Annotated in this window: 23 protein-coding genes; 13 read left to right on the top strand and 10 right to left on the bottom strand. The window is 48.5% G+C overall.

The genetic code is table 11. The annotated features are described in order from the left end of the window. Window positions 1–10: 10 nt before the first annotated feature. From pqqE to pqqA, 5 genes are all read right to left on the bottom strand, one after another. Window positions 11–1,138 (bottom strand): pyrroloquinoline quinone biosynthesis protein PqqE, encoded by a 1,128-nt coding sequence (pqqE, locus tag ACXAH4_RS12780; RefSeq protein ID WP_474882124.1) that lies wholly within the window; start codon window positions 1,136–1,138, stop codon window positions 11–13. Further along, window positions 1,131–1,397 (bottom strand): pyrroloquinoline quinone biosynthesis peptide chaperone PqqD, encoded by a 267-nt coding sequence (pqqD, locus tag ACXAH4_RS12775; RefSeq protein ID WP_474842757.1) that lies wholly within the window; start codon window positions 1,395–1,397, stop codon window positions 1,131–1,133. The genes pqqE and pqqD overlap by 8 nt, the downstream gene beginning before the upstream one ends. Beyond that, on the bottom strand, window positions 1,394–2,149 hold the full coding sequence (pqqC, locus tag ACXAH4_RS12770) for a pyrroloquinoline-quinone synthase PqqC (RefSeq protein ID WP_474882122.1): 756 nt from the start codon (window positions 2,147–2,149) through the stop codon (window positions 1,394–1,396). The genes pqqD and pqqC overlap by 4 nt, the downstream gene beginning before the upstream one ends. A 15-nt stretch (window positions 2,150–2,164) precedes the next feature. Then, on the bottom strand, window positions 2,165–3,088 hold the full coding sequence (gene pqqB / locus ACXAH4_RS12765; protein ID WP_474842753.1) for a pyrroloquinoline quinone biosynthesis protein PqqB: 924 nt from the start codon (window positions 3,086–3,088) through the stop codon (window positions 2,165–2,167). 154 nt (window positions 3,089–3,242) lie between these two features. Continuing rightward, complete coding sequence (gene pqqA / locus ACXAH4_RS12760; protein WP_083273040.1) at window positions 3,243–3,314, bottom strand: pyrroloquinoline quinone precursor peptide PqqA; 72 nt, start codon at window positions 3,312–3,314, stop codon at window positions 3,243–3,245. Window positions 3,315–3,888: 574 nt separating this feature from the next. Between pqqA and ACXAH4_RS12755 the strand changes: the two genes are divergently transcribed. The 6 genes from ACXAH4_RS12755 (at window position 3,889) to minE (ending at window position 10,100) form a co-directional block, all read left to right on the top strand. Further along, window positions 3,889–4,107, top strand: a complete 219-nt coding sequence (locus tag ACXAH4_RS12755) for a hypothetical protein (RefSeq protein ID WP_474842751.1) — start codon at window positions 3,889–3,891, stop codon at window positions 4,105–4,107. Between the two features lie 413 nt (window positions 4,108–4,520). After that, the gene (locus ACXAH4_RS12750; protein WP_474842749.1) at window positions 4,521–6,398 is read left to right on the top strand and encodes a DUF885 domain-containing protein; all 1,878 of its coding nucleotides are present in this window, start codon (window positions 4,521–4,523) and stop codon (window positions 6,396–6,398) included. A gap of 263 nt (window positions 6,399–6,661) precedes the next feature. Next, window positions 6,662–8,068, top strand: a complete 1,407-nt coding sequence (locus tag ACXAH4_RS12745) for a zincin-like metallopeptidase domain-containing protein (RefSeq protein ID WP_474842747.1) — start codon at window positions 6,662–6,664, stop codon at window positions 8,066–8,068. Between the two features lie 197 nt (window positions 8,069–8,265). Next, a complete protein-coding gene (minC, locus tag ACXAH4_RS12740) occupies window positions 8,266–9,006 on the top strand; it encodes a septum site-determining protein MinC (protein WP_119502092.1) in 741 nt (246 codons plus the stop codon). A 30-nt stretch (window positions 9,007–9,036) separates the two neighbouring features. After that, on the top strand, window positions 9,037–9,846 hold the full coding sequence (gene minD / locus ACXAH4_RS12735; RefSeq protein WP_119502091.1) for a septum site-determining protein MinD: 810 nt from the start codon (window positions 9,037–9,039) through the stop codon (window positions 9,844–9,846). Then, on the top strand, window positions 9,846–10,100 hold the full coding sequence (gene minE / locus ACXAH4_RS12730) for a cell division topological specificity factor MinE (protein WP_119502090.1): 255 nt from the start codon (window positions 9,846–9,848) through the stop codon (window positions 10,098–10,100). Before minD ends, minE begins: the two co-directional genes overlap by 1 nt. Before the next feature lie 3 nt (window positions 10,101–10,103). Here minE and ACXAH4_RS12725 read toward each other — a convergent pair whose 3' ends face one another. The 3 genes from ACXAH4_RS12725 to ACXAH4_RS12715 form a co-directional block, all read right to left on the bottom strand. Beyond that, window positions 10,104–10,706, bottom strand: a complete 603-nt coding sequence (locus tag ACXAH4_RS12725) for an acyl carrier protein phosphodiesterase (protein ID WP_474847795.1) — start codon at window positions 10,704–10,706, stop codon at window positions 10,104–10,106. A 54-nt stretch (window positions 10,707–10,760) separates the two neighbouring features. Next, a complete protein-coding gene (locus ACXAH4_RS12720; RefSeq protein ID WP_474842742.1) occupies window positions 10,761–12,302 on the bottom strand; it encodes a S10 family peptidase in 1,542 nt (513 codons plus the stop codon). Between the two features lie 73 nt (window positions 12,303–12,375). Further along, window positions 12,376–13,680, bottom strand: coding sequence for a M20/M25/M40 family metallo-hydrolase (locus ACXAH4_RS12715; protein ID WP_474882120.1), 1,305 nt, complete (start codon window positions 13,678–13,680; stop codon window positions 12,376–12,378). A gap of 340 nt (window positions 13,681–14,020) precedes the next feature. Between ACXAH4_RS12715 and ACXAH4_RS12710 the strand changes: the two genes are divergently transcribed. From ACXAH4_RS12710 to ACXAH4_RS12680, 7 genes are all read left to right on the top strand, one after another. Next, window positions 14,021–14,749 carry a class I SAM-dependent methyltransferase gene (locus ACXAH4_RS12710; RefSeq protein WP_474882118.1) on the top strand — a complete coding sequence of 243 codons (729 nt, stop codon included), beginning with the start codon at window positions 14,021–14,023 and terminating at the stop codon, window positions 14,747–14,749. An 87-nt stretch (window positions 14,750–14,836) separates the two neighbouring features. Further along, complete coding sequence (upp, locus tag ACXAH4_RS12705; protein WP_474842737.1) at window positions 14,837–15,466, top strand: uracil phosphoribosyltransferase; 630 nt, start codon at window positions 14,837–14,839, stop codon at window positions 15,464–15,466. Window positions 15,467–16,202: 736 nt separating this feature from the next. Continuing rightward, window positions 16,203–19,022 carry a TonB-dependent receptor plug domain-containing protein gene (locus tag ACXAH4_RS12700; RefSeq protein ID WP_474842734.1) on the top strand — a complete coding sequence of 940 codons (2,820 nt, stop codon included), beginning with the start codon at window positions 16,203–16,205 and terminating at the stop codon, window positions 19,020–19,022. 30 nt (window positions 19,023–19,052) lie between these two features. Further along, on the top strand, window positions 19,053–20,651 hold the full coding sequence (locus tag ACXAH4_RS12695; RefSeq protein ID WP_474842732.1) for a M20/M25/M40 family metallo-hydrolase: 1,599 nt from the start codon (window positions 19,053–19,055) through the stop codon (window positions 20,649–20,651). Window positions 20,652–20,707: 56 nt separating this feature from the next. Next, entirely contained in the window at window positions 20,708–22,306 is a 1,599-nt protein-coding gene (locus ACXAH4_RS12690; RefSeq protein ID WP_474842730.1) for a peptidase dimerization domain-containing protein, read from the top strand. Between the two features lie 19 nt (window positions 22,307–22,325). Beyond that, entirely contained in the window at window positions 22,326–22,466 is a 141-nt protein-coding gene (locus ACXAH4_RS12685) for a hypothetical protein (RefSeq protein ID WP_474842728.1), read from the top strand. 319 nt (window positions 22,467–22,785) lie between these two features. Then, window positions 22,786–23,883, top strand: coding sequence for an RNA polymerase sigma factor (locus ACXAH4_RS12680; RefSeq protein ID WP_474882116.1), 1,098 nt, complete (start codon window positions 22,786–22,788; stop codon window positions 23,881–23,883). Between the two features lie 73 nt (window positions 23,884–23,956). Here ACXAH4_RS12680 and ACXAH4_RS12675 read toward each other — a convergent pair whose 3' ends face one another. Then, entirely contained in the window at window positions 23,957–25,390 is a 1,434-nt protein-coding gene (locus ACXAH4_RS12675) for a hypothetical protein (protein ID WP_474882114.1), read from the bottom strand. Window positions 25,391–25,627: 237 nt separating this feature from the next. Next, complete coding sequence (locus tag ACXAH4_RS12670) at window positions 25,628–26,485, bottom strand: LysR family transcriptional regulator (RefSeq protein ID WP_474842722.1); 858 nt, start codon at window positions 26,483–26,485, stop codon at window positions 25,628–25,630. Window positions 26,486–26,505 lie beyond the last annotated feature (20 nt).

The raw sequence follows: 26,505 nt of genomic DNA, 5'->3' as shown, positions 1-26,505 counted from the left end.
CGTCACCTGCTCATACAGTCACAATATCAATTTTGTTTTTCGGATCCCGCAAAATCACCGCTTTGTCTTCGTTACGTGCCGCTTTCTCAATCGCGGCTTCGATGGTGTGATGATGGGGCGATTTACTGCAGACCGGGTCGGCCTGATGCATATCGCCGGTGAGCATGTACGCCTGGCAGCGACAGCCTCCGAAATCTTTTTCTTTTTCATCACAGTCGCGGCAAGGGGAAGGCAACCAGTCTGTGCCGCGGAATTTGTTGAAAGAGAAGTCTGAATACCAGATCTCGCTGAGGGATTTCTCTTTCACATTCGGGAACGTCATCGGCAGAATTTTCGCGCTGTGACAGGGCAGTGCTGAGCCATCCGGGGTGACGGTGAGAAAGGTTGAACCCCAGCCGTTCATACAGGCTTTCGGACGGTCCTCGTAGTAGTCCGGTGACACAAAAATGAATTTAGGCCCTTTACCATTCTGCTTTTCGCGGAAAGCATTAACCTTTACTTCCGCTTCTTCCAGCGTCGCTTTTGAGGGCAATAACTGATCGCGGTTTACGTAAGCCCAGCCGTAATACTGTACGGTTGCCAGTTCGACAAAATCGGCATCCAGCTCACAGGCCAGGGTCAGCACGTCATCAATCTGATGGATATTCTGCGCCGTCAGACAGAAATTGAGGACCATGGGATAGTCGTATTGCTTGATGAGCCTGGCTACTTCCAGTTTCTGCGCAAACGAATGCCTGCGGTTACCGATAAGGTCGTTGTCTTCTGCATTCGCAGCCTGAAAACTCAGTTGAATATGATCGAGTCCGGCTTCTTTTAAAGCGGCAATACGCTTTTCTGTCATGCCGATACCGGAGGTAATTAAATTTGTATAGAAACCCAGTTCGGACGCATGGCTGACCATTTGCTCCAAATCTTTACGTAGTAACGGTTCACCGCCTGAGAAACCCAGTTGCACGGCTCCCATTTCACGGGCTTCTGTCAGCACCCGCAGCCAGTGGGAAAGATCAATTTCTTCTTCCTTTGCTGTCAGGTTTAACGGGTTTGAACAGTAAGCACAGTGCAGGGGACAGGCATAGGTGATCTCTGCCAGTAACCACAGCGGCGGACCGGCGGCCGGCGTATTCGTTTCATCAGACATAATGGATCCAGTCTTTGCTTTCGGCATCGCTTAAAAACGCGGTGATATCGTCACCAATATCTTCCGGGGCTTCCGGAAACTTTGCTTTTAGTGCAGTAATGATATCGCCAACAGATTGTTCACCGTCTACCTGCAACAGGATCTCTGAAGCACTGGGGTTCAGTTTCACCATGCCTTCAGGGAACAGCAGGACGTAGCAATTCTGCGCTTTTTCAAATTGCAGTTTATACAACCGGTTGCGCTTCGGGATGCGTGTCATAGTAACCCCTTGTGACAAAGTGACTGGTCGCCGATCCCCGTGTAGGGTTTACGGCCGTACTCGTAAGCCAGGCTGATAGCATCTGCCATCGACCAGAGAACGTCCAGTTTGAACTGCAGGATATTCAGTGCTTTTTCCTGTTGTTCGCGGCTGACAAAATGGTCCAGCGTGATTTGCAAGCCGTGTTCAACGTCCCGTCTGGCCTGACTTAATCTCATCTGAAAATAGGTAAAGCCTTCTTTATCAATCCACGGATAGTGACCTGGCCAGCTATCCAGACGACTCTGGTGTATTTCGGGAGCGAACATTTCTGTGAGTGAAGAGCAGGCTGCTTCTTCCCAGGTCGCACGGCGGGCAAAATTCACGTATGCACCCACAGCAAACTTAACCCCAGGCAACAGGTATTTTTCAGACAACATATCGTCACGGTTAAGGCCCACAGCTTCACCCAGCCTCAGCCAGGCTTCGATGCCACCTAAGCGCGGGTCACCGTCTTCACCGTCGTGGTCAAGGATCCGCTGGATCCACTTTCTGCGTGTGGTCATGTCCGGACAATTAGCCAGAATGGCTGCGTCTTTAACCGGAATGCACACCTGATAATAAAACCGGTTAGCTACCCAGCCCTGAATCTGCTCTTTGGTACATTCCCCCTTATTCATAGCTATGTGGAAGGGGTGATAAATATGATAGTACTCGCCTTTAGCGCGAAGTTTTTGTTCGAATTCTTGTTTTGACCACGGCTGTGCTGTCATTGTCAGTCCTCAGCGTTAAAGCGTAATGTGCATGCCATCGTAAGCAAGCTCAATATGATTGTCTTCGAGGTATTGGTGAGCAGATGAGTCTTCATCCAGTACCGGATTTGTATTATTAATATGGATAAGTACCTTGCGCTCTATGTTGAACCTGTTCAGCAGGGCAACTGCACCGTCTTCACCATTTACCGGCATATGGCCCATCTGCGTTCCCAGACGGTTACTGAATCCGTTTTTAATCATTTCATCGTCAAGCCATAACGTGCCGTCAAACAACACACAATCCGCTTTATCCAACATATTCTCTACCAGCGGATTTGCCTGAACACAGCCGGGAGCATAGAAAACCGATTTGCCGGAACGGGTATCTTCTATATGCAGGCCGATATTGTTGCCCGGCACAATGTTATCCCGGTATGAGGAATACGGCGGCGCATTTGAAGCCAGCACGACAGGATGAAAAAGAAGACCATCAGCACCTTCAGGTGTAAAAGCACTGTCGTACTTTGTATCAATTCCGTGGCGTTGAAGTCCGCCGTGCCAGTGTTTAAGCATCGTGAAAAGAGGAAATGCACCGGTTAAATCTTCATAGACCACGTCAGTGCAATACACCGGCAGCGGCAAACCTTCCCGCAGCGTCAGTAATCCGGTTGTGTGATCAATCTGACTGTCGGTAAGCACAATAGAACGGATAGATGTGCCGCGCTGCTGCTCAGGGTCCGCCGGCCACAGTTGAGGTGTTTGATTGATTTGCTGGCGCAGGTCGGGAGACGCGTTGATCAGCACCCAGTCTGTGCCGTTGGAAGAAACCGCTATGCTTGACTGCGTGCGGGCAGACGCATTAATTGAATTCTGCCGTAGCCCTTTGCAGTTCTTGCAGTGACAATTCCACTGGGGAAATCCACCACCGGCACCGGAACCTAAAACGAGAATTTGCATACTTCACCTTTACCGTCTTAGCGTCATATAAGAGGAACAAAAAAGGCTGCCAGTGGCAACCTTTCATCAGGGTGTCAGTCAGCAATGCTGAGTGTCACCGGCACCACAACCAAAGACCTGCTACTGAAATCAACAGCCAGCCTTTGCAGGGCTGTTAACGGTTTTTGATGTACAGAGTTACTTCAAAACCTAAACGCATTTCAGTATATTGAGGCTTAGTCCACATGGGGCGGCTCCTGTTTTTATTAACGATGATTTAACATTCGCAATCATTATAGAAAACGACTTTTGGGAAAAAAATCCTACTTTGGCACTAGTTCCCTGATGCTGACTGCTACTTTGGGAGGAAGGCGTTGTCACCTTGCTCTCATGCTTTAACCGTGCCGTTGGCTGTATTGGCAAAGCAGTTTTTTCACGGGGCAACTTGACTGTATGTATCAACTATAGCATCAGGCAAATAGCTTTCCACATCATTATGCCGTCCCACATTGTTACGAAAGGTCTGTAATAAAAGATTCGCCCCTTGCTTTTTGTGAGCTCCTGTAATTGATATAACTTCCGGTTAGATCCAGGGAAGAAATTAATCTCGAACTATCACTGAAAAAATCTATCATTACCCTTGAAATCTTTCTTGAGATAGATCAAAAATTGACCTGTCGGTTTTTGTTATTTTACAAGGAGCCCAAGTTCCGGAACAGGGATTGTCCAGTGGCAATAAATTAGGTAAATAAATCTTTTCTATGATGTGATCTTTCGCAGGCAGTGAGACGAAAGAATAGGATTCTACCCGGAGAGTAAAAATGAGTATTCCTGTTATCCGTCCGACCCTTGCCGATCAGGCGTTACGTATTGAACAATCACACATCTGGCTACATTGTTTCCGCACATGTGCCAGGTGTGAATCTCTGTCTGATACGCTTACCGCCTATGATTTTAATGATGGCAGCCGTTTGATCCTTGATTCAAGCCATCCCTTTCCTCAACCTGTAAAAAGTAAGGCAGCTTTACGTATCGCCTGATTTTCTTTCCTCCAACCGGTTATCTTAACCGGACTGACTTTGAGGTTGTCGTAGTGGTAAACATTCTGTTTACCGTACCTCATTGTCCAATGGTGTAGCCCAAAACAATTCCTGCTGCCTGCCTTCCGGTAGACATACCATTTGAAAAATCCTACGCTGATTTTGTCCGGACTGATGCCTTCATTACTGTTTATTATTTCTGAAATTACCTTGGAGATATATTGAAAGTTTACAGGGCGGGTTTCAAATTCTGTTCTCTTTTCCAGTTTTATCCGGGTACTCTGTCACTTTGCCTGATCTGACACACAATAAAGCGTGATTACGCTGACTTAATAATCCTTTGAGATCAACTGTACGGTAAGTGGCAGGATGATCAGTCACAATAGACAGAATAATTATAAACGGGAGAAACCATGAAACTCACACCTGTGTACACAGCATTACTGGCAGCGGGCCTGCTTGCCGGTTGTAATGAATCTCAGACTCCGGCAACCGAAACTACCGGCGTCACCGCTGCTCAAAAACAAGCAGCAGAAATGGCATTGTCCGAAACGGCGAACACTTACACGACTGCGTTTCTGACACAACAACCGGCTTTGTCAACGATGCTGGCATTGACGCCGGAGCAGGCTGGTGGTCCGTACAACGATAAGTTTCCAGACTACACTGCAAAAGGGATGGCTGCGCTGCAAAAAAGCATGGCAGAAGGTTCTGCGGCCCTTAAAGACATTGACCCGGCAGGGCTGACAGCAGAGGCGCAGACACACCGTAATATTCTGATTAATATCTTTGACTACTACACAGGTGATACCCGTTTCCCCGCAGGCTACATTGATACCTGGGGCGGTCATCTGCCTTATATCATCAACCAGATCTCCGGCCCGTTAATCGACATGCCAAAGCTTATGCAGGTACAGCAATCTGTAAGCAATGAGCAGGAAGCAGACGCTTACATCAGCCGCCTGGAAAAAATGGGTGAGTTCGCTGATGGCGTTGTGGCTAAGTTTAAAGCCGACGAAGCGAAGGGCATCGTTTTACCTAAAAAGCTGCATCCGAAGACCATCGCTTTTTTTAATAATTTTCTCGCCAGTGAACCCGCAGATCATGAACTGGTGAAAACCTTCGCAGAAAAGCTCACACAAGCAGAAGGCATTGATGATAAGCAACGTGAAGCGCTGGTGGCAAAGGCAACTGAACTGGTGACAACGGTTGTTTATCCGGCGTGGAACCGGGCCCGCGATGCGGTGCTTGAGAGCGAAGCACATGCAAGTAAAAGTGACGGTATCTGGGCGCAACCGGGGGGCGATGAGTTTTATGCTCATGAAATCCGCTTCCTTGGCGATTCTGTGTGGACGGCAGATGAAATTCATCAGACCGGTCTTGAAGAAGTTGACCGGATTTCAGCGCAGATGGACACCATTCTGAAAGAAAATGGCTACAGTGAAGGAACGGTGGGGGAGCGGATGATTGCCCTTGCCGGCTTGCCAGGTCAGGTATTTGATGCCACTGATGAAGGGCGTGGTGCGCTGCTGGATTATCTGAATGATGAAATTGATGCAGTGATGGCAAAAGCGCCTTCATTCTTCGGCACTATTCCGGAGCAGGCAGTCGAAGTACGCCGTATTCCACCGGTTTCGGAAGCGGGTGAAGCTGGCGGTTTTTACTCGCCGCCTTCCCTGGATGGCGCACGTCCCGGGATTTACTGGATAAACTTACGTGATATGGAAGCGGTGCCGAAATTCGGCCTGAAGACGCTGACTTATCATGAAGCCGTGCCGGGGCACCATTTCCAGATCGCGCTGAACATGGCGCAGGAAGACATTGGTCTGATGCGTCAAAACGCGCCTTATAACGCGTATGTTGAAGGCTGGGCACTCTACTCTGAATACGTTGCTGCTGAGTATATGGGCATGTACGACGATGATCCACTGGGGGATTTAGGGCGTCTGCAGGCTGAATTGTACCGTGCGGTGCGCCTTGTTGTTGATACTGGCCTGCATCACAAGCACTGGACCAGAGAACAGGCGATTGATTATTTCCATAAAACTACCGGTACATCTTTATCTGATGTTGTGCCTGAAATCGAGCGTTACATGGCGTGGCCGGGTCAGGCACTTGGGTATAAGTTGGGCATGCTCACCTTTGTCAAACTGGAAAAAGAAGCAAGGAATGTATTAGGTGACAAATATGACATTAGAGAATTTCATGATGTTGTGCTACTGCCCGGTGCACGACCCATGGCAATGGTGAAAAGCGATGTTGAAAAGTGGGTGGAATCTAAAAAATACTAATTAAAACATTGCTTTGCATTTGGTTGAGGCCGGACTTGTTCCGGCCTTTCTCATTTCTGCGCTTCAGAACGTCACCGGAAATCACCGGTTTCCCCGCAAAAAAACGGGTATGCGTACTTATTAGTATCTACATCTGATTATCATTTTGTATATCGAACACCCATAAGGGTCTGGCTACACTCCGGCCATATCAGGAAAACGACCGTTCCCGGTGGAACATCGTGCATCAATGCCTGAAGAGAAGATAAAGAAGGATGTAGCCCATGTTGACATTATCGCAGTTTCGAAACAGTTACCCGTTGCAACTGGAATGTTCCCTTGCAACGGGAAGCAGTCCGAAAACATTGTTGCGGCTGTCTGCGAAATACAATGGCCGTGATCCTTTCAGACGCTTCGTCGAACAAACGGCGACCAGTAACCGGCCAATCCATTTTTTAGGCAATGACCGGAGTCTGGATGCCAGTGTGGCGAACTTAAGTGAGATAAGTAAGCAGATTGCAGACATTGAAGAATGGCTGGGTCTGTCTTATCAGGACATTCTGAAAAAGATTTCGGGTGCATACAGTGATACACCGGTGAGTAAAATTTTTGACTTACAGGCACCGGGAAAGTGGGAAGGCGTAACCCGCAGTGAAATGCAGACACTACTGAAAGAGCTGCATTTCTGGGTGGTGTATATCAACGATCTGGACATTGTCCGCAAAGACGTGAGTTCCGCAAAGAGCTTACATTACTTCTTGCGGCGCCATCCGGTAGGAAGTTGTCAGACACTGGCTGATGTTGTGCTGTTAAACAACGACAGCTGGGATCTGGATGAAACCCGCTATCAGGATATTCTGGCTGATTTAATCGCCAGAGATGACGACTGTATTTTGCGCTGGATAGAACAACCTGAACCGGTAGCTCATTTTAATATCCGCTCAAAAGTGCCTTATAACTCCATGCTGACCTGGGTCATGTTGTCGCTGACGTCACGGACCTACGGCTATACCAGTAATTTGTGGGGCACTAAAATTCAGTGGAAAAAACAGGGCTTTAAATTACGCAAAGATGCGAGGCCGTCACCGGTATTTCATTACTATTCCATGCCGTCGGCAGAATTGTCGTGGGGAGAGGGCGATGAAGGGGCTGCGCAGAAAGGTCGCCGTATTTCACTGGTATACAATGCCAGTGAGCTGGTGGATTACAAAGGCATGCCCTACGAAGAAGGATTCGTTGAACCCTTATCCACATTGAAGAACCGGATAGACAGATTGAATGTGGATATCAGGGAAGGTGACGAGCCCCGTTTCCATCCGCAGGAAGATTATATCGAAATGCCGCCTGAAACCGGACTGTATGCCAAGCATGTCACAGAAGCCTGGTATCAGGCCATCTTACCGTTACTGATCCGCTGGGCCGGTCATCAGAAACGGCTGGATGTGGGACGACATTTGCTGAACCCGGTGCAGTACGACGCCTATTCCACACTGGTCACAGAAGTCGCCACGTCGAATTTGTCAGCGCGCTTTGGTCTCGACAGAAAGCCATGCCAGACCAGTGTTCAGCGTATTGGTAACTGGCTGGACGAATTGCCTTCCAAAGAGCGTTTCGCGGTTGTAGCCAGTGCATCTGAGTGTGCAAACCGGCTTTGTCACTATCTCTTCCCTGACAACCGTCAGGAAGACTAAAATAGCCTGTGCAGCCACTCCTCATGGTGGTTGCACGGACTTATTTGCTATTTTTGGCGTTTTTTTGTCCGTTTATCGTATTTTTCCCGGAGTTTGTATTGCCGTAGAACGGGAATTTGATAGAGTTGTGCAATCTGTCACCGCCTTGTCATTTCTGGCTTGCAGCGGGATAATAACGATAATTCAGGATGCGCTTCATGTCACAACAGTGCTTTCGTATGAAAGGCACCACGCTTACCAGTATTGTACTGGAAGTCCTTCATTTCGAACCGGATGAATTTGACACGCAACTGGCGGCGAAAATTGCCAGTGCGCCACATTTTTTCACCCGTTCTTCGCTTATTCTCCATCTCAACGCTACAATGTCGGCAACAGAGTTCGAGTTGCTGGTTGCTTTATGCCGCCGTCATCAGCTACAGCCGATGGCGATAAAGGGTGAAACCGACGGGTTAAAAGCGACGATAAACGATCTTGGTCTGGCTGATATCAGTCAGAGTAAGTTAAGTGAGCGTTCACTGACAGAAGCAAAGCCCGCCGAACCGGAACCGGAGCAGACGCCTGAGCCGGTCACTGAAACCGTAACAATCACCAAAACCACAGAAGTACTTAAGCCGGCAAAAATTGTTGCCCGCCCTGTACGCTCCGGACAGCAGGTGTATGCGGATGGCAGTGATCTGGTGATACTGGGCGCCGTAAGTGAAGGGGCTGAAATCCTGGCGGACGGAAATATTCACGTCTACGGTACCCTGCGCGGTCGCGCGCTGGCGGGCGTAAAAGGTAATACTGAAGCACGAATTTTTTGCCAGAACATGGAAGCTGAGCTGGTATCTATCGCCGGCAGATTCGTGATGCAGGAAAACATACAAAATAAGTGCTGGAAACAACCAGCGCAGGCATATTTAGATGCAGATGCACTTCTTATAGAAGCATTAACCTAACGCAGTGCAGACGCTATTGGGGAATAGTAAATGGCTAAAATTATTGTAGTAACTTCAGGAAAGGGTGGGGTTGGCAAAACAACGTCTAGCGCCGCCATTGCTACAGGTCTGGCACTGGCCGGACACAAAACCGTGGTGATAGATTTCGATGTGGGTTTACGGAATCTTGATCTGATCATGGGCTGCGAGCGACGTGTGGTGTATGACTTTGTTAATGTAATTAATAAAGAAGCCACGCTGAATCAGGCACTGATTAAAGACAAACGTACCGACAACCTGTACATCCTGCCTGCGTCACAGACCAGAGACAAAGATGCACTGACAATGGAAGGTGTCCAGAAGGTACTTAACGATTTATCCGAAGATTATGACTTTATTATTTGTGATTCGCCGGCTGGTATTGAGCAGGGCGCGCAAATGGCACTGTATTTTGCTGATGAAGCTATCGTGGTAACTAACCCGGAAGTCTCTTCAGTGCGGGATTCTGACCGTATCCTGGGTATTTTGCAGAGCAAGTCTATGCGTGCAGAACAGGGGAAATCAGTGAAAGAGCACTTGTTGCTGACCCGTTATAACCCGCAACGTGTTGCCACCGCAGAAATGCTGAGTGTTGCTGACGTGGAAGAAATTCTGGCCGTTCCGCTGCTGGGTGTTATTCCGGAGTCTGAGGCGGTTCTGAAAGCGTCTAACCAGGGTACACCGGTCATCCTTGATGATGAATCGAATGCCGGTCAGGCGTACTCTGACGCGGTTCGCAGACTGCTGGGCGAAACGGTAGAACACCGCTTCCTGGACGTTCAAAAGAAAGGTTTCTTTAAGCGACTGCTGGGAGGTAAATAATGGGGATTTTCGATTATCTGCTGAAAAAAGGTAAGCCTAACACTGCCGCAGTAGCCAAGGAACGCTTGCAGATCATCGTCGCCCATGAGCGCCGTAAACGTTCTCAACCGGATTACCTGCCAATGATGCAGCAGGAAATTCTGCAAGTTATCCGCAAATATGTGCAAATTGCTGATGATGATGTATCGGTGCAACTGGAAAACAGTGACGACTGCAGTGTACTGGAACTGAATATCACTCTGCCTGAGAATTAAATCTCAGACGTTATCGAAGTGAAGGGCCTCCGGGCCCTTTTCTTTTATGTGTTTTCTGAGTGCTTCAAAAAATGCCGGAAAATCTGCAAGTAATGTGTCGTAAACCGGCAATATTTCCTCAAGACTGTTTTCAAACCGGTGTTTAAACCGTATGCGGGATGCAGTGCGGTTCAGTGCCATGTTCACACCGTCCAGTGAGGCATACACATCCAGCCAGCGATTGTTAATCATACTGCCGGTAACCTGCTGCATGCGTGGTGGCATTTGTCCGCTCCGCTGACCCAGCAGGCGGTATCTGTCACCGCAGAAGTCGTCAAAAGATTGCTGTGAAAATTGCCTCCAGTGGCAAATCAGAAAGTGGTCAAATAACACGTCCAGGGTAATACCGGCAAACCGCCGCCTTTCAGGGCTGAATGTTTTCTTAATGTCCCTGACCCAGGGGTGACTGTCAGTAAATTTATCTACGGCCATGTGATTACGCAGGGCAATATAAACCGGAGCTGGCAGTGAGGTGGTATCCAGTCCTTTCTGAAAATCTCCCAGCAGGTTGCCAAAACAGGAGTCGGGTGTGGGACGGGCAAGAAAAAGGTGAGCGAGATAGTTCATCTGAGGCGTAGTGAATAACAGCCATTCCTGTTAAGGAATGGCTGCATAGTTGTCTCAGCGGTCGTATTTTGCTGCCTGGTCTTTAGCCGGCAGGCTGTCGCTGATAAATGTCCGGATGTCATCGTTAGCGGTTTTCAAATCTTCATAACGTAAATACATCATATGACCACTGCGATAACCTTTAAAGCGCAGACGGTCTTTCATTTTGCCGCTTGGGTCTAACTGAGTCATGGTGTATTTGGCATCAAAGTAATTGGTGGCGCCGTCGTAATAACCCGACTGAATCATCACGTTCAGGTACGGATTTGTTGCCATGGCCTGACGTAAATCTTTGCCGGTGTGATTGTTCTCACGATCCCAGGGATGCACAGGACCAAACATATTGTATTTGGTGTCAGTCACAAACTTCAGATCGTTGCGCAGATAGTCGTTAATCGCCGGTGTGAAAGAATGCAGCCAGGATGTCAGTTCAGCATTGTAGTCCGGCCCGTCACCCAGCTCTTTTTCATCAATACCCAGGTAACGGCTGTCCAGCCGGCCAATGGTTTTACCTTCATCACGGAGCAGTGCTTTCCAGAAATACCATGTGCTGACGTCCAGATTACTTTGTGCAACTTCCTGTGCGCTTAAACCGGAATACGCGGCAAATTGCTTAATAACCTGCTGCTTTTCGGATTCGTCGATCCATGCGCCTTTTGCCAGTGCCGGTAAAAGGGTATTCAGCGTCCAGGTTTCGACTTCCGGAAGAAACGCTTCAAGATCTTTGTTCTGGTATTCAGCCGCCAGTTTTTTGTGAAACCACGCTGCGGCAGCAAAATAGGGCAGGCGGTTAGCGGCTTCTACCGGTCCGTCGCGGTTAATGCCTAATTCTGTAGGAGAGACCAGAATCACGCCGTTCAGGTACATCCACTGCTGTTCCTGCAGCGCCAGCGCCAGTCCGGACACCCGGGTTGTACCATAGCTTTCGCCAATCAGGTATTTTGGTGAGCGCCAGCGGCTCTGACGGGAAACAAATGTATTGATCCACTCTGCCAGATATTTCACATCGGCATTAACGCCAAAGAATTGAGATTTTTGCTGCTCTTTTGACGGCATTTTGCCTTCAGCGTCAGGCAGTACGCGGCTGTATCCCGTATTCACCGGATTCACATAAACGATGTCCGCCACATCCAGAATGGAGTAGGGATTGGTCTTCACGCCGTAAGGTTGTAAGGGATAGCCCTCTTCGTCGATATTCAGCACTTTCGGGCCGGTATAGGCGATGTGCATCCACACGGAAGCGGAACCCGGACCACCGTTAAAACTGATCACCAGCGGGCGTGTGGCTGTATCTTTTACGTCATCCCTTTGATAATAAGTATATTGCAAAGTGGCGGTGGGGTTTCCCTTTTCATCCCACACCGGTTGCATACCGGCAGTGGCCGTATAACTGACTTTCTCGCCGCGGATGGTGGTTTTATGCTTGGTTACGGTGGCGGATTCAACCGGAATGCTGCGTTTGGTTTCAACCGTTTGTTCTGCGGCCAGTGCAGGGGGAATGGCCAGTGTTGCTGACACGCCGAGTACCAGTGCGGAGACGGAACGACGAAGTTTCATAGTATTTCCTCTGTCTTTTTGTTGTTAAACGGGCGCTGTAACCGCGCCCTTTGTATTATTGTGACTTCTGCTTTTATTGCTGTTTCAGGCGGTACAGTAAAATGGCTGCCCGCTTGGACTGAGAAGGCAGTGCTTCAAGGTTGCCGGTTTCATTCACAGTATGACCCGCAGAACCGCTCATGCCCAGTCCGTCAATGGCCATTTCAACGTATGCTGAAGTAAAAGATACATCGGCGGCGCCTGCATTCAGCGGGTTGACCGGTGCCACTTTACCCTGACCTAAATCTTCACTGACATTGCTGTAAATTTCCAGCAGGGCTTTGTTACCGTCTGTTGGTGCCAGAGCGGGATATCCCTCACCGAATTCAATGGTACTTTGGGTTTTTGGCAGGGATGCCGCGACGATTTCCCGCATTTTATCTTTCACACGGTTAACCTGGTCTTCCGAAATAGCACGGATATCCCCGGTGACAATGGTGGTTTCAGCCACTACGTTGTTCTTGCCAAAGGTGGTGCCGCTGTTTGCTTTGCGGTCGTGGGTGACGGCTGTTCCGCCCATGATACGGCCGGGATTATACGTCAGCAGTTCTTCGCTGCGCAGATCCGTATAGAAGGTGTTTAAAATTCGCGAAGCTTCATAAATAGAACCGGCACCCACGTTATCTTTAAAGATTTGAGAGGAATGAGAGGGAACGCCGGTAACAGTGAGTGTCCAGTCGATAGAGCCACGGCGTGAAATGTTTGCTGTGGCGGGGTTACCGTCACCATTTTCAAACCCGATTGCAATATCAGCCCATTTTGCACCGTCGGTCAGGGCCTTTTTCGACAATTCCAGCGGGCGGCCACTCAGTTCTTCATCACCGGTCATGACCACCAGAATATTCATGTTTTTCAGCTCACCGGCATCATGTAAGGCCCGCAAGGCTTGCAAAATAACCACATCACCGCCTTTCATATCAGCAATGCCGGGGCCCCGTGCCTGTGTGTCGCTGATTTTTTCGAAAGTCTGAAACGGGCTGTCCGGTTCGAATACCGTATCCAGATGTCCGATAAGCAGCATTTTTGGACCCGTCCCGCCATTCAGTTCTGCAACCAGATGTCCGGCACGGCCAAATGCAGAACCCTCTTCAAACCGCGCATCAAACCCCAGTGCTTTGAATTCTGGAATAAGAACATCTGCCACTTTTTTCACCCCGGCAAAATTCATCGTGCCGCTGTTAATATTGACGATATCTTCAAGCAACTTCAGGGCTGCGGGATTAGTTTTATCGATGTAGTCAGCGAGTTGCTGCTCTTTATCAGAAAGTGCTGCCATGGACTGGGTCGCAAATAAAGACAGACCGAGCAAAATAGCGTGTTTCTTAAAGCCCTTTTTCATAGTTCCCTACTTTTCTTGTTGTGTGTGCAGATGCGCTGTGGCGACGTGGTTGTGCGCCACATGGTAATCTGCCTAAGCTACCCAACAGAGGAACAGAAATGCAAAGCTTTAACGACTAACTTGCGAAAGTCTCCGGTGAACCTAGTTGTCCTCTGCAGCTAATGGGTAAAGTGATATTTCGCTAAAAGTCGCAGATAGCAGGGTAGCGCGTATTTAAATTTTTATTGAACTGTGTAATCTGGAACTCCGTAGCAGTGTAAACAGGTAAACATTCAGGTGACCGGTTACCCGGCCAGGTTCACTCAGTTTTGGATGAAATCATCTCCCTCTCAGGATCGCAATGGATAGCATTAAGCTCGTAAAGAACACCAGGGAAGAAACCGCTGTTATTGAGGCGCATATTCGTGAAGTCGCAGGCAATACCGGTGAACTTAAAATACTGGAAGCCGGCTGCGGGCAAAAATGGCCTCTTAAGCTGGAAGGGATCCCCCGTCATATCACCGGCGTTGATATTGATGAGGCTGCACTGGCTCTGAGGCAGCAAATTCACGGCGATTTGCAGAATATCATCACCGGCGATTTGCGCGCCTTGTCTTTACCTGCAGCACATTTCGACGTTATTTATACTTCTTACGTGCTCGAACATATCGAGAATATCGATAAAGTACTGGAGAACTTCGCCTTGTGGCTGAAACCGGGAGGCGTTGTCGTGATTAAAGTGCCGGACCGTGACACGGTTTACGGTTTTCTTGCCCGCCATACGCCGCACTGGCTCCATGTTGCCTATTACCGATATATAAAAGGTAAAAAGCATGCCGGTAAGCCCGGTCACATCCCTTATCCTATTGTTTACGATCCGCAGTTGTCCCGCTCCGGTATCAAGGCTTTCTGCGCAAAGCACCAGCTCACGCTATGCAAAGAAATGGGGAAGAATAATTACCTGCGAAAGCGGGCCAAAAAAGATAAGATTGTTCGTGTAGTGGCACAAATGATCAGTAAACTGTCAGGCAATAAGCTGGACTGGCATTACAACGACATTATTTTTATCATTCAAAAACCAGCCAGTTAGTGCCATTATCCGGCTAACTGTTATGCGTGTTCTCAAGGGACACGCATGATGCCTTTTATCCATCATAATCTTACTCAGGAGCACGTCATGGCTGTTCATGAAATCAAGCACCCGTTAATCCAGCATAAAATCGGTCTGATGAGAGAAGCGTCGGTCTCGAGTAAAGATTTTCGTGAATTAGCCAGTGAAGTAGGCAATCTGCTGACTTACGAGGCCACACGTGACTTGCCCACAGAAACAGCACAAATCGAAGGGTGGACCGGTGAGAAACTCAATGTTGAACAGATCAAAGGAAAGAAAATCACTATCGTCCCTATTCTGCGCGCTGGTCTGGGTATGCTGGACGGGGTATTACAGTTAATCCCGAATGCCCGTATCAGCGTGGTGGGGTTATACCGGGACGAGGAAACCCTTGAGCCGGTACCATATTTCGACAAAGTCGTAAAAGATATTGATGCCCGTACCGCGCTGATTGTCGACCCTATGCTTGCCACCGGGGGCACGCTCATCGCGACTATCGATTTATTGAAACAGAAAGGGTGTGAGCACATCATGGGGTTGTTTCTGGTTGCTGCTCCCGAAGGGATTGAAGCTGTACAGAAAGTGCACCCGGATGTTGATATTTATACGGCATCCATAGATGAGCGGCTGAATGAGAAGGGTTACATCCTGCCCGGGTTGGGGGATGCCGGCGATAAAATTTTCGGCACGCGATAACAAATTGCTGAAAAGGACTTGCCGGAGCTGATTTCTCTTTTTTCTACGAATTCCAAAATGGTGCAAAAGAGTCATTTATTTGAATAACTATGCACAGTGCGGATGCTTTATTTACCTTCCAGTACCACGTTACTGACACAATTTGACGGGTTATACGATCAAAGGTGTCAGTATTTCCTCCTTTTAATTCTGTATTTCAACGCAGCATTAACGCCAAGGTTGTTAATTTTATCCCTATATTTAATGTTTATTGAGATGTGCATCCTAAAATTGGCCAGTTGTTACACTGTATCAGTATATCTTTGACTCCTGTGCAATTTCATTAACGGTGCATCAAATGAGTGCGAATTATTCTTTAGTATAAAGTAAGCTAATTTGCACATAAGAATTTTTTATTCATTTTTATGTGCATAAACATTTTTAATTTCTGCATAAGTGACAATATTTATAAATCTTATATGTTGATCGTTTGTAAATAAGTCTTTCTTATGTTCGTAACGCGCTGAATTTACGAATATAAATCTTTATTCCCTTGTTAAAAATTCCATGCGAATAATTATTCTCTGATAAAAATTACTTAAATCAATGTTTTAGGTACGGCATGTGCAATACCTCTCCTGCAACAAGCACATTTACTGAGTAAAGCTGAAAAATAAACCGCGCCAGTTCTGTAGTCGGACGCACCTCAAATAATCAGCAGTTGAAAGCAAGCACAGCTTAAACAGGAGATACACATATGAAGGTGAACACCCCATTCCCCACCCGAAAACTCTATCTGGCGGTAGCGATTGCGAGCAGTTTGTCATCCCAGGCCTTCGCACAGGAAAGCGAAACGTCTGTACCGGCAGCAGAAGAACAAAAAGTTGAGTCCATTCAGGTGACCGGTTCACGGGTTTCCCGTGACGGTTACGATACCCCTACACCGGTTGCATCAATGTCTGAAGAAGATATTAATACCTTCGCACCAAACAGTGTGGCTGACTTTGTCAACACCATGCCGTCGGTATCAGGCAGTTCCACAGCCTCAACCAGTTCCGGTTCACTGAGTAACGGTGCTTCCGGTATTGCCGCATTAAACCTGCGGGCACTGGGAACAGGCCGTACACTGGTATTATTTGATGGTCAGCGTTCTGTGGTATCAGCCTCAACCGGTCAGGTTGATACGAACACATTCCCTCAATCGCTGATCAAGCGCGTTGAAATCGTTACCGGCGGTGCCTCTTCTGTTTACGGCTCTGATGCCATCTCCGGGGTGGTGAACTTCATTCTTGATAAAGAGTACACCGGTTTTAAATCGCAGGTGGAATACGGCGAAACGACTTACGGCGACCGTGAAAACAGCAAAATCGTACTGACTTACGGTTCTGAACTGGGCAACGGCGATGGCCACCTGTTACTCAGTGGTGAGGTCTTCCGTGCTAACGGAATTCACTATACCACCCGCGACTATGCCGAGCAGGGCAACGTGGCGATGATCAATCCGGACACGTCTGAAGGCGCGCCGTATTTCTATACCGGCAGCGGCATCGGTATTTCTAACTACACCCCGGGCGGTTTAATTGCGTCAGGCCCGCTGGCCGGCACCTACTTCGGTGTTGACGGTGCGGTAGGTCAACTGGCAACCGGCGCAACATCCGGACAATGGATGCAGGGCGGCGACTGGGAATACACCACGTCGGGTATGCTCGGCACAAACTCTCTGGCAGCAGACCTCGACAGGAAAAACCTGTTTGGACGGTTAAGCTGGATGTTCGGTGAAACCGAAGTGTTCCTGCAAGGTTCTTACGCCGAGTATGAAGGCTTAAGTTACTACATTAATCCCACCACGAAAGGTGTGACCATTTACGCGGACAATGCGTATCTGCCTGAGTCTGTGGCTACCCAAATGGCTACCCTGGGACTGGATAGTTTCTCTTTGAATACCAGTAACGTGGATATGCCGGCATCAGGTTCGAATAACAAACGTGATACCACCCGTATTGTTGGCGGGGCAAAAGGTGAATTTGCACTGTCTGACAAGTACTTCCTGTGGGATGTGTATTACCAGCACGGTAAAACTAATACCGACGAACATATGACACCGACCTACAATACCTCCCGTTTATCTCTGGCGACAGATGCTGTGGTTGACCCGGATACCGGTAATATTGTGTGTCGTTCTACGCTGACTGATCCTACAAATGGCTGTGTACCGCTGAACCGGATGGGTGTTGGCGTTGCAAGCGAAGAAGCACTGGCTTATGTACTGGGCCAGCCGCGTCGTAAACAGGAGTTTATCCAGGACGTTGCGGCAATTAATTTCAGTACATCCGATATCGACGGTTGGGCGGGCCCCATTTCTCTGGCTTTCGGTGTTGAGTACCGTAAAGAAGAAATGGATGGCTCGGTCGATGAGGAATATTCATCAGGCTGGAAGTACGGTAACTATAAAGTGACCGAAGGTTCTTACAATGTAAAAGAAGCCTACCTGGAAGCCCTGGTGCCGGTTATTGAAGATTTAGATTTTAACGGCGCTGTACGTTATACCGATTACAGTACCTCCGGCGGTGTGACCACCTGGAAAACCGGTTTCACATGGTCGCCAATTGACGATGCGACTTTCCGCATCACCAAGTCTAAAGATATTCGTGCACCAAATTTGTCTGAGCTTTATGCCGCAGGTACGGCACGTTCTAACTCGGTCACCATCAACGGCGCGTCTGTGCCTATGGTACAGAACCTTCAGGGTAACCCTAATGTGTCTCCGGAAGAAGCGGATTCATTTGGCTTAGGTGTGGTGTTACGCCCAAGTTTCCTGGAAGGTTTCTCTGCAACCATTGATTACTACGAAGTGGAAGTTGACGGTGTTATCGGTTATGTCACAGCAGATACTACCGCTGAATACTGTGTAGAGTACAGTGTTCAGAAGTACTGTGACAACATGATTTATGATGAGTCAGGTACGCTGCAAACCATTAACCTGCTGTACGACAACCTGAACTCCATGTCTGCGAAAGGTGTGGACTACGATGTGACTTACCGTTTTGCTCTGGGCGATCTGTACAGTGGTATTCCCGGTGACGTAAAACTGCGCTTCCTGGCCACCAATTATCTTGAAGCCATCACCGATGACGGTACTACCGCCATTGACCAAGCTGGCTCAAACGCAGGCTCAACGCCGGACTGGAAGTTTCGTGCTTCTGTCACTTACGACCTGGACGATATGCGTTTTGACTTAACTGCCCGTGGCATCAGTGAAGGCACGTTAAGCAACGCATACATTGAGTGTTCAACAGATTGTCCGGTAAGCAGCGCGCCTTACTACACCATTAACGACAATACCGTAGCCAGCAAAGTGTTCTTCGATGCCTACGCATCAAAAACATTCAGCTTTGACAACACCGGTGACTTTGAACTGTATCTGCAAATTAAGAATCTGTTCAATACCGATCCTGCGGTTGTTACTTATCCGGCTTATCAGGGGTCTGAGAACCGTCCGGGCTATCTGGCAACAAACCGTTCTTTATATGACGTACTTGGCCGCGAATTCAAAATTGGCTTCCGTGTAAACATGTAATTAATGCCCGCAATGAAAAAGGAAAACAGAATGTTTAAAAGAAGCATGACAAGTGCGCTAATCGGACTTTCTCTGGCGGGATTGTCGCTGGCAGCAGATGCTGCCACCGGCATGTCGCAGAATGAGCGCATGGATGCGAAAAAAGCGTTAATTAAAGCCATTGACGGTAAAGCCAAACAGGCGCAAATCATGAACGATATGATTTTCAGCTTTGGTGAGCTTGGCTTTCAGGAATTCCAGACCTCGAAGTATTTAACCGACCTGCTGAAGGAAAATGGATTTACCGTTGAACAGGGGATTTCCGGCATCCCTACCGCCTGGATGGCAACCTGGGGTGAAGGTGAGCCGGTCATTGCACTGGGATCAGACATTGACGGTATTCCTAAAGCGTCGCAGAAACCCGGTGTGGCTTACCATGATCCCATTATCGAAGGTGCACCGGGCCACGGTGAAGGACATAACTCAGGTCAGGTGGTAAATATTATTGCCATTCTGGCAGTGAAAGAGTTCATGGAAGAACATGGCCTGAAGGGCACTATTAAAGTGTGGCCGGGCGTAGCGGAAGAGCAGTTGGGTACTAAAGCCTATTATGTTCGTGACGGCTACTTTAAAGATGTCGACGCCGTATTGTTCTCACACGTATCTAACGGTTTTGGCACAAGCTGGGGAGGCGGCCGCGGTAATGGCCTGATTTCTGTTCAGTACAACTTCTACGGTGAATCCGCTCACAGTGCCGGTTCACCCTGGCGTGGCCGCAGTGCGCTGGATGCTGTGGAGTTAATGGAAGTGGGTATGAGCTATCGCCGTGAGCACTTACGTCTGTCACAGCGTACGCACTCTATCGTGGTTGACGGCGGCGACCAGCCAAACGTTGTACCACCAAAAGCGAGCCGCTGGTATTTCTTCCGTGAAACCGACTATCCGCATATTAAATCCCTGTGGGAAATCGGTGACAAAATGGCAGAAGGGGCGTCATTGATGTCAAACACTACCTGGGACTCTGTTGTTCTGGGTTCTGCCTGGCCGCAGCACATGAATAAAGCCATTGCTGAAGACGCTTATGAGAATATCAAACTGGTAGGTATGCCAGAGTGGTCGGCTGATGATATTGCGCTGGCCAAAGCGTTGCAAAAAGAGATTGGTGTGGAGCCGGAAGGACTGAATACCGAAATTAATGAGCTCACTGATCCACCTGATCTCAAGAAAAACATGGGAGGCGGCTCAGATGATATCGGTGATATCTCCTGGCAAGTGCCCACCATCACACTGCGCTACCCGGCAAACATTCCTAACTTGCCTGGTCACAACTGGTCTAACGCTGTAGCGATGGCAACGCCAATTGCTCATAAAGGGGTAGTTGCAGGCGCGAAAGCTCAGGCGCTGACCCTATTTGACCTGCTTACCGATGAATCGCTGATGGATGCTGCCCGTGATTACTACGAGAACGTGCAGACCAAAGATGCCTCTTACACGCCGTTGTTGCGCGAACAGGATCAACCGGCCGTGCACCTGAACAAAGGTATTATGGCGGAGTTTAAAGGCGATATGTCTGAGTTTTATTACGACCCTGAAAAGTACGACACGTACCTTGAACAGCTGGGTATTTCTTATCCCACTGTACGCGAGTAACTGTCATAACGAATGCAGGCGGTATTGCCGCCTGCCAGATTTATTCAGGAGTGTTTATGAAACGTTTTTACCGTAATGCGCTGACAGCGGCACTGATATCTGCAGGCATGATGATGACCGCCTCTGCCACCACGCTGACAGAAGCGCAGCGGGATGCTGCGAAAACAGAACTGGTGAGTGCTGTTGATAAACAGGCCAAGCTGGCGCAGGTCATGAACGATATGATTTTCAGCTTTGGCGAGCTGGGTTTTCAGGAAACGGAAACTTCGGCGTATCTGACTAAATTTCTGACAGAGCAGGGTTTTGACGTAGAGCAGGGCATTTCCGGTATTCCTACTGCCTGGTATGCCAAATGGGGTTCAGGTAAACCGGTGATAGCGCTGGGCACCGATCTTGACGGTATACCTAAAGCTTCACAGAAGCCCGGTGTGGCTTATCACGATCCCATTGTAGAAGGTGCACCCGGTCACGGTGAGGGTCATAACTCCGGTCAGGTTGTGAATATTATCGCCGCGCTGGCGATGAAAGATTACATGATCAAAAACAACATTGAAGGCACCATCGTACTCTGGCCGGGCGTTGCTGAAGAGCAACTGGCTACCAAAGCGTACTATGTTCGCGACGGCTATTTTGATGATGTGGATGCTGTGTTGTATTCCCATGTGGGCAGCGGCTTCGGTACTTTCTACGGTAATCCGTTTTTTTCCGGGCTGGTGTCAGTTAAATATAATTTTTACGGTGAATCTGCTCACAGTGCGGGTTCACCCTGGCGCGGACGCAGTGCGCTGGATGCGGTTGAGCTGATGAGCGTTGGCATGAACTACCGCCGCGAGCACTTGCGGATTGCGCAGCGCACGCACTCGGTGATTGTGGACGGTGGTGACCAGCCGAATGTTGTGCCACCCAAAGCAACCGCCTGGTATTACTTCCGTGAAATGGACTACCCCCATATTAAAGCGCTGTGGGAAGTCGGTGATAAAATGGCGGAAGGTGCAGCACTGATGACCAACACCAGTTGGGACTCGGTGGTAATGGGCACCGCATGGCCGGGCCATTTCAACAAACCCCTGGCGCTGGCAGCCTATGAGAATATCAAGAAAATAGGCATGCCTGAATGGTCGGAAGATGATCAGACGTTAGCGAAAGCGCTGCAAAAAGAAATTGGTTCAGAGGTTACCGGCCTGCCGGAAAAAGTGATGCCTATTTTTGAGCCGCCTCCGCTGGAAAAACTAACTGGCGGTGGTTCTGATGATGTGGGCGATATCGCCTGGACTGTGCCGACAATCTTTATGTTGTATCCGTCGAACATTCCAAATCTGCCTGGCCACAACTGGGCGAATGCGGTATCGATGGCAACGCCTATTGCCCATAAAGGCATTATTGCCGGCGCGAAAGCACATGCTATGACGATGGTCGATTTATTCACTGATCCGGCACTGTTGCCGCAGATGCAGGACTATTTCGATAACGTGCAGACCAAAGACGTGAAGTATCAGTCTTTACTCCGTGACGGCGATGAGCCGCAAATTAATCTCAACGAAAACATCATGAAGCAGTATCGCGGTGAAATGCGTAAGTTCTACTACGATCCTGAAAAGTACGACACCTATCTGGAACAGCTGGGCGTGTCGTATCCCATGGTGCGGGACGAGTAAATAAGAAGGAAATGCAGTGATGTCTGACAAGAACCGGACCGGATGCCCTCATTGCTTTGCCTTTGAAAAAGAGGCAAGGGTAGTCAGGTTTCTTGTCGGATTGATCCTGCTGATGATTTTTTTAACTTTTCCGCTGCCGCCGGCAATTGCGGCAGGATAAACAAAGCGATGCAGCGGAAAGATAACCGGGTCCACCACTTTAGTTAAAGCGGTAAGACGGCCCCCGCAGCGGGGCATTTCATGTGTACGTGCTCTGTTGAGCGTTTCGGGCAACCATCTGGTTGCCCTTTTTTTACTTTTTTTGTCACAAAATACCCTCCCGCGGTTTCTTTGTACTGAACATGTCAGATATATCCTGACCATGACAGTTAACAGGGAATAATTATGCAAGAAGATAAAATGGCTGCAGACACTTTCACGACGCCCCGCAAGCCGGTAAGGTTAATCAGTTTCGTTTCACACGGTGCGGGAGGATCATTATGAGTTCACAGATTATTGAGAAGGATGTCCGTTTAGCCATGACTGGTGATACATCCGCATTTACCCGTTTGATTGAAGCGACACGAAATACCATCAGCAGTATTGCACTGGCAGTGGTGAAAGATCTTGATGCCAGTGAAGAAGTCACCCAGCAGGTGTATATTCAATGCTGGCAAAAATTGGACACATTAAAAAATCCTGCCAGTTTTCTGCCCTGGGTACGTCAGGTTACCCGCTATACCGCTTTCAACTATTTACGGGACAACAAGGTTTCATCACGGGCTGACAGTGACGAAGCTGACAAGTTGTTCGAACAATTCTGTAACGACAGTGATGAACCGGTTCAGGCGTTTAGCCGTGATCAACAGGCTTTAGTATTAAGCAAAGTGGTAGATGAGTTGCCGGAAGAGGCCCGTGAGGTGGTTTTGTTGTATTACCGGGAAGAGCAATCTGGTGCTCAGGTTGCCCGCTTGCTGAATATTTCTGATGATGCCGTACGGCAGCAGCTTTACCGTGCCCGTTTATCTCTGCGTGAAAAACTGATGGAAAAGTACGGCTCGCTGATCCTTTCAACTGCGCCGGCTCTGACAATCAGCAGCGCTGTATTATTTGGTGCCGGGTTCAGCACACCGGCACATGCAGCAACCGGTTCTGTGGCTAAAGGCGGGTTCTGGGGGGCTGTGAAATGGCTGTTCAGTGGTGCCATGATGGCCGCAGCCGCCGGCGCATTAACCGTATACATGAGCGCCAGTATTCCCCTGCGTTATATGCAGCATGAAGAGCGTAAAGCCGCACTGAAAAAAGAGCGGAACAGAACCGTTACAGCGACGCTGATTGCCGGTGCGCTGTGGACAGCGGCCTATGAGTTTACAACGGGGTGGGCGGGGCCGGTTCTGATGTACCAGGTGATGATGGGCATCATCATTGTACAAACCATCAAGATGCAAAATATGATTCTGGCCGATCAACAATCTGCCGGGCAGGCAAGGCAAAGATCCGTCGGGGTATTTTGCGGACGGTTCGGACTCTATGCAGGATTACTGATGGGCAATGCTGCTATGTTCTACGGGTTGTATGAGAGCGGGAGACTCATTTAAGTCTCCTCAGCCAGACAGCTCTGTCAGCTCAGCGACTTTGATGTACCTGTTTGCCTTAAACTAGCCTTATATGCTATTTGTTTTTCGCCCATAAATTCTGATGCTTTTTAAAGCTGAAAAAGTTGAAGGGCTCCCAGAGGCCGGGCACTAAATCGTCAATGGCATCAGGGGTAAAGTTGCCCGATAACTGACTCATTATTTCACTCAACCTGTCTTTCCCCATACGCATTAACTTTTTCCGGTTGGCGGGAAAGTACAGGTTTCTTCCCTTAGGAATGATTTCTTGCGCACCGCTTGAAATGTACTTCTGATTTCTTGTTACCACTTTGCACAGAGGTTCTGCCGGATTATGGGGATTGAGCCCAATCACGATGGCGCATTCATATTGATCTTTTTCCTGACCTTTTTCATTGACCGGAATATAGGTAACACCGAAACCTTGCGGGAAGTAACCTACAAGCTCAATGAAATCCTGAGCTAACTGTTTATTTAAGCCATCTTTTTTCGCAAGTTGCTCAATCAGCATATAACCTTTCGGCAAGCTTTTGCGCGAATAGTCTGATTTGGTTGAAAGTACAATAGAAACATAAATTTGTGGAATTTTAACTATCTCTCCCAGGCCTGTTTTGGAAACAAACGCGTCTTTTACTAATTGATACAGAAATTCGCCGGCGTCTTTATGGGTCTGGACGAACCGGTCTCTTTCTTCCTTATCATTTCCTACATAATCAGGTAGCCCTAAGCCTTCTGAAATGTATTTGAGCGTAAAATGGAAGTTAAGCTTCAACAGCGCTTTTCGTTGTGCGTCATCTAATAACCGGAATTCACTTAAATCACCATTCTCACCTTTGAGGATAGTTTGCGCGGCGGGACTCTGTAAGCCGATATCCTGCAAAAGTGCGGCAAGGATTAGGGGACGTCCCAGCTCAATTTTCCATTTATCACGCCAATAACGGTTTCCGCGAAAGCGGGATGCGGCTTCGCGATACTTCGACAGATATTTATTAGCAATAGTGTCGTGTGCCAGAAGCCTGTCGGCTAAGCGTAATGTCAGTACGGCCTTATACAAAGGCTTAAGGCGCATATGAAGGCGGGCAAAATTACCCGACGGGCCCCGGGTAAGCAACATCAGCGTTCCAAGCAGCTTTGCACTGGACTGCTGTGTTTCCTGCCAGTTGTCGCCTTCACAAAGTTCGATGATTTTTGTGCTTACGTCGTTCAACCTTTCTAAACGTGCAAGCCTTTCTTCTTTGAGTTTTTCTTTATGATTCTTTATTTGTCGTGCAAGTTGCTCTGCCAGTACTTTTCTTTTTTTATTTCCTTCAATTTTACTGAGTTGCGTTTTTAAATCTTCAACTTGCTTTTCCAGGGCCGGAGTAAGGGAAAAGTAATCACTGGCATCTTCGAAAACGGAGCCGAAGCCGGTTTCATGAGGGTAAATCATGTTGATGAGTTGTTTTACTTGCTGTGTGTAAATACTGTCGGGGTTCTGGCTTTGTGCGCTCACCGCTTTCCTTTCAATTACTACTGCGAAATTGCCTGATGTTACTCTCAGCAATTCAAGGCAGACAGGGCAATGGGTACCTGAACTGACACCATGCCTTGTTTTTACTACCTTACTTCTTATCGGATTCCTGAATGATACCGGAAATTCCCACAGATTTTGCTAATTCTTTATTAACATGTAGTTGCTGCAATAATTCTCTATTAACAAAGTCGGAACGGGAGACTCTTTTAAGTCTCCTCAGCAGGCAGACAGTTCAGTCACCATGGTTTTGGCCAGTAGTTCTATGGCTTCAGAGCGCACTTTCTGCGGATTCACCAGACACACACCAATATGACCCAGCTCCGGCAGCGCCGGAGAAGGGGACAAAATATGCAAGCCGTTCGGCACAGTACTTCTCGCCAGTACGGTAATGCCCAGTCCTTCATTGATGGCGGTCTGAATACCGTTGAGATCGCCGATGGTGTACACAATTTGCCACTGCTTGCGGTGCTTTCCTAACAGGTTGGTTGCACGTTTACGGTAAATACAGGGCGCCGGGGCGGCGATAATGGGCAGCTTTTCAGGAATGCTGTTAACAAAGCGCTGACTGCCAACCCACACCAGCTGGTCTGTCACGATGTAACCATCCTGGTCGGGATCGGGCATCTCCTGCAGTGACAGGATTAAATCAAACTGGTTTTTCAGGGGTTCACACAGCAAATCTTTACTCAGCGCACAGTGCACTTCCAGAGAGACTTCCGGATAAGACTGGGTGAAGCGGCGAATGATCTTAGGCATCAGGGTCGTGGAAAATTCACTGGGGATCCCCAGTTTGATATTCCCGCTGACCTGAGGACGACCAAATTCAGCCATCGCCTGGTCATTCAGCATGAGTATTTTCATACCGAATTCCAGCAGCTTGCTGCCTGCCAGCGTCAGAGTAAGACGGTTGCCTTCGCGGGAAAACAGCTTTTCCCCCACCATTTCTTCAAGTTTTTTGATTTGCAGGCTGATAGCTGGTTGTGTGCGTTTTAAACGTTCCGCACATAAAGTGTAGCTACCCGTCTGCGCAATCGTCACAAATGAACGTAAGAAGTCCACGGACAAATTTTTCATGGCTACACTCCAAAATAAAA

This window comes from Alteromonas sp. ABV2_168 (assembly GCF_056161165.1).
The sequence above is the reverse complement of the archived record's forward strand: the minus strand, read 5'-3'. Positions and strand labels throughout refer to the sequence as shown.